Source organism: Schlesneria sp., from assembly GCF_036405755.1.
Lineage (GTDB): Bacteria > Planctomycetota > Planctomycetia > Planctomycetales > Planctomycetaceae > Schlesneria > Schlesneria sphaerica.
In genome coordinates this window covers 1-4,744 of the sequence record NZ_DASWWZ010000577.1, presented here as the reverse complement: position 1 = coordinate 4,744, position 4,744 = coordinate 1, and the positions used below count along the sequence as shown (strand labels likewise).

General features: G+C 56.0%; 2 protein-coding genes. Both read left to right on the top strand.

All coding sequences use genetic code 11. The features are described 5' to 3' along the window. Nucleotides 1-402, top strand: a 402-nt coding sequence (locus tag VGE80_RS19215) for an efflux RND transporter periplasmic adaptor subunit (RefSeq protein ID WP_440593783.1), incomplete at its 5' end; no start/stop codon positions are given. A 247-nt stretch (nucleotides 403-649) separates the two neighbouring features. After that, nucleotides 650-4,036, top strand: coding sequence for an efflux RND transporter permease subunit (locus VGE80_RS19210; protein WP_440593782.1), 3,387 nt, complete (start codon nucleotides 650-652; stop codon nucleotides 4,034-4,036). The last annotated feature ends 708 nt before the right edge of the window (nucleotides 4,037-4,744 follow it).

Genomic DNA, 4,744 nt, shown 5'->3' with positions numbered 1-4,744 from the left:
ATCGATCTGGTGGACAACCGCGTTGATGCAGGGACGGGTACCATCCAGATTCGCGGTCGATTCCCCAACCCGGACCGACTGCTGACTCCGGGCCTGTTTGTCCGTGTTCAGTTCCAGATGGGACTTCCCAGCCCACGGCTGCTGATCCCCGAACGGGCACTGGCCCAGCAGCAGGGACAGCGTTACGTCTACCTGGTGAACGACGAGAACAAAATTGTAAAGCGTGACGTCACCGTAGGACGCAGGGATGGCCTGATGCGCGTGATCGAAACCGGCTTAGAGCACGGAGATCGGGTTGTCGTAAAGGGACAGCAGCGTGTCAGGGCAGGGATGACCGTCAGAATCGAGACAGAGAAACCACCGGGTGACGAAGCGAAGCCGGCAGAAAAGAAGTCGCACTAGCCGATCCGCCCCGTCTCTCACCTGACTGGGGAATTGAATTCCCGTTTGTTTGATGTCTTTCACCTGTCGACGGAGATGAAAACATCAATACGGCCGATCATCAGCAGGCTTCTCATTCCAGACGGACACCACACCGGACCGTGAAAGCTGATTACCAATGTCGGTACATTGAATGGGAATTCACTCCCGTTCCATCGACGGATCGAGCATAAATCCGAGTTCACCATTTCCCGCATAGGGTTATTGAATGCTTGCCCGCTTTTTTATTGAACGGCCCGTTTTTGCGATCGTCATTTCGCTGGTGATCGTCTTCGCGGGTATCGCTGCTTACTTCACGCTTCCCATCGCTCAATACCCGGAAATCACGCCTCCTACCGTCGAAGTCTCATGCAGCTATCCCGGCGCGAGTGCAAGCGTTGTGCAAGAGACAATAGCTTCCCCCATCGAGCAGGAAGTCAACGGCGTCGAAAAGATGCTGTACATGTCGTCGCAGTGCACCAACGACGGAACGTATCGACTGACCATCACCTTCGAATTGGGGACGAACCTGGATATGGCTCAGGTTCTTGTCCAGAACCGAGTCGCTCTCGCCCTGCCCAAACTGCCCGACGTGGTCAAAACAACCGGTGTCAGTACCAAGAAAAAATCCCCCAGTATCCTGCTCGTCGTCAACCTGTCCTCAGACATCAACGAGGCAACCGGACAGCCCCACTTAAATCAGCTTTTTCTGAGCAACTATGCGACTCTGCAGATGCGGGATGACCTTTTACGCATCAAAGGTGTTGGCGATGTGACGTTTCTCGGACAGCAGGATTACAGTATGCGGATCTGGCTGAATCCGCAGAAAATGGCATCCCGCAATCTGACAGCCGGCGATGTCGTCAACTCGCTGAAAGAGCAGAACGTCCAGGTCGCAGCAGGGCGGGTCGGCCAGCCCCCTGTTTCTGAATCTCTCGACTTCCAGTACACATTGAACACATTGGGCCGACTGACAGAAGCGTCTGAGTTTGAACAAATCATTGTGAAGACCGGAAACAAAGGTCAGCCAACGCGACTGGGTGAAATCGCCAAGATTGAACTTGGTGCCAAGAACGAAGACACCGCCTGCACGCTCGATGGCAAACCCTCAGTAGGGATGGCCGTGTTTCAGCTTCCCGGGTCCAACGCTCTGGAGACGGCCAAACGTGTCCGCGAGAAAGTGGCTCAGCTCGCGTCGATTTTTCCCAATGGAATGCGTTCAGCAATCGTGTACGACACGACCCCATTCATTGAAGAATCGGTGAATGAGGTTTTTAAGTCACTGCGGGATGCCGTCATCCTTGTCGCGATCGTCGTGCTGCTGTTCCTTCAGGACTGGAAGTCGATGACCCTGCCGATGATCGACGTTCCTGTGTCGTTGATCGGGACCATGGCCGTGATGTCGGTGATGGGATTCACACTCAATAACCTGACCCTGTTCGGGCTGGTGCTGGCAATCGGGATCGTCGTCGATGATGCGATTGTTGTCCTGGAAGGAATTGAACGCTGGCTTGAGAAGGGATACGACGCGAAGACCGCGACGATCAATGCGATGAATGAGCTGACCGGGCCGATTATCGCCATCACGCTCGTGCTGAGCTCTGTGTTTCTTCCCAGCGCCCTGCTCGGAGGAATCAGCGGTCAATTCTACCGGCAATTCGCGCTGACGATTTCGGTCTCGATGATCATCTCAGCCGTGAATGCTCTCACGATGACTCCATCGCGTGCAGTGCAGATCTTCAAAAATCGCAAACACGGGCATGATGACCGTGAGGCCCTGCCATGGTGGGGATACATGGGCCTGCTCGGTTGGGCCAGTGCGGCCTGGCTGAAGCCCCTTATCACGACTCTGATCCCACTGCCCGAATCAGAGTACGCACAGTGGGGCCTTTGGATCGGTCTGATGATTCCGGGGATGATCGTCGGCTGGCTGATCTGGAAGCCGGTCAATCAGTTTCTTTCCAGTTGTTTTAAGTTGTTCAACCGCGGTTTCGACGCTCTGACCAGAGTCTACGGACGGATTGTTGCGAGCCTGTTGCGTGTCAGTTTCCTCGTCATGGTGGTTTATGGCGGTCTTCTGGTCGCAACCTATTTCGGACTGACAAAGACCCCGGTCGGATTTATTCCGGCACAGGATAAGGGTTACCTGCTGGTCAACATGCAGCTTCCCGATTCCGCATCGCTGGACCGATCGATCGATGTGCTGAAGCGAGTTGAGAAGATCGCGCAGGAAACCGAGGGAGTCGCCCACACCACCGGGATTGCCGGTCAATCAATCATCCTCAACGCCGTTGGCTCTAACTTCGCATCGATGTTCATCATTCTAGACGACTTCCACCATCGCCACAGTCCGTCTCTCGGAGCGAACGCAATCGCTGCCAAGCTGCGACAACGAATGGTGAGCGAAATCCTGGACGCACAGATCGCCGTCTTCGGGGCACCACCTGTTGACGGCTTGGGATCGGCCGGCGGATTTAAACTCATGATCCAGGACCGCGCCGATCAGGGCCTGAGCGAACTTCAGGATCGGGCCGACCAGGTCGCTGTGCGAGGTAATCAAGAACCCGGGATCGTTGGCATGTTCAATAGCTTCCGAGCGGACACGCCTCAGCTCTATATCGACATCGACAGAACCAAATGTAAGGCGCTGGGAGTACCACTGAGTGACGCCTTCCAAACCTTGCAGGTTTACATGGGCAGTTCGTACGTCAACGACTTCAACCGGTTCGGTCGTACGTGGCAAGTCAACATTCAGGCCGATGCCGAGTTCCGAATGCAGGCGGAAGACGTTCGCGCCCTCAAGGTACGCAACGTCGAAGGGAACATGGTCCCATTAGGAACCATTGCCAAGATCGAAGACATCGGCGGCCCCATTCTGATCAACCGCTACAATATGTACCCCGCAGCCCCCATCAATGGTGGCTCACTTCCGGGTGTCAGCTCTGGCGACATGATTGCGGCCGTCGAACGGGCCGCCGACGCGGAACTGTCCGACGCGATGACGTACGAATGGACCGAACTAACCTACCTGCAGTTGCTGGAAGGCTCGACGGCGGGAAGGGCATTACTCGGTGCTCTGATCCTCGTGTTCCTGGTGCTCTCTGCTCAGTACGAAAGCTGGTCGATGCCCATGTCGGTGCTGCTGGTGGTCCCGATGTGTCTGTTGAGTGCGGTGATCGGAATCTGGATGACCCACCTCGACATCAACATTTTCGTGCAGGTTGGTTTCATCGTGCTCGTGGGACTGGCAGCGAAGAATGCCATTCTGATTGTGGAAACCGCGCGCGAGCGACGGCATAAAGGAATGTCGGCTCATGATGCCGCAGTGGAAGCATCAAAGGAGCGACTGCGACCCATCGTGATGACTTCACTCGCGTTCATCCTGGGCGTGGTGCCACTGGTCTTCTCGAGAGGGGCCGGTGCCGAAATGCGGCAGACACTGGGGATCGCCGTATTCTCCGGGATGATTGGCGTGACCCTGTTCGGGATCTTCCTGACCCCCGTCTTCTATCGAGTTCTCGATTATTTCTCGGCTGCTCCGACAGCAGCATCTTCCGACACGAGTGCAGAGCTGTCGCCCACAGACACTTCGACGACGCCAGCAGCGCAACAATAGTCGGGGAGATGAATTTCGTAGCGCGAACTGAGCGGTAACGACGAATTAAGAGAAGACGCCGAGAGTTCATTCTCCCGGCGTCTTCGTCGTTGCCTGCTGAGTCCTTGTGTTGCTCACATGTCATCTTGCACTGCTCAGGGGTGGCGTTCTCTGCGGACCGGGCGTCGCTTCGAGCTTCAACGCTGTGGCAAGGTCCATGTACGGCTCGCGTCACTTGAGACTGCTGTTTCACTCCCTCAATCCGCAAAGAACGCCCGACGATCTCAAGTTGCAACCGTCCACCGCCATGCTGATCGGGCACGCGGAAGACGCGTTTTGCTCGAATTGTCAAATATCAGAGATGCCGTCGACGTGGTTTGAAACTCCCCACAAAACCGAAGCGGGAAGGGGGCCCGAAGGGATCATCGGGGTTCCACCTGCGGTCTGGTCTTGCGATCAGGAGGCCAGTCGACCGGGTGAACATGGGACTGGCTCACCCAGGGTTCCCTGCCAAGGTGCCTGTTCCTGTATTTCAGGATTCGTGGCTCAGTTTATTTCCGGAAAGTGGTTCCCAATCACCGTTTCGATGCCAGCCTGCTCCGTCGCCAATGTCGCGCGTAACCGTCTTGAGCGCGTGCAACGATCGGGAGGTTCGGCCGCGTCCCGAAATGTGTTGGCCAGTCAGGCCAGTCCGCCGAAAACCACTTAAACCGTGATGATTGCAGCACA

Excerpts from the sequence above, each read along its gene's own strand:
- VGE80_RS19210 (WP_440593782.1), top strand. The coding sequence starts at position 650 with ATGCTTGCCCGCTTTTTTATTGAACGGCCCGTTTTTGCGATCGTCATT.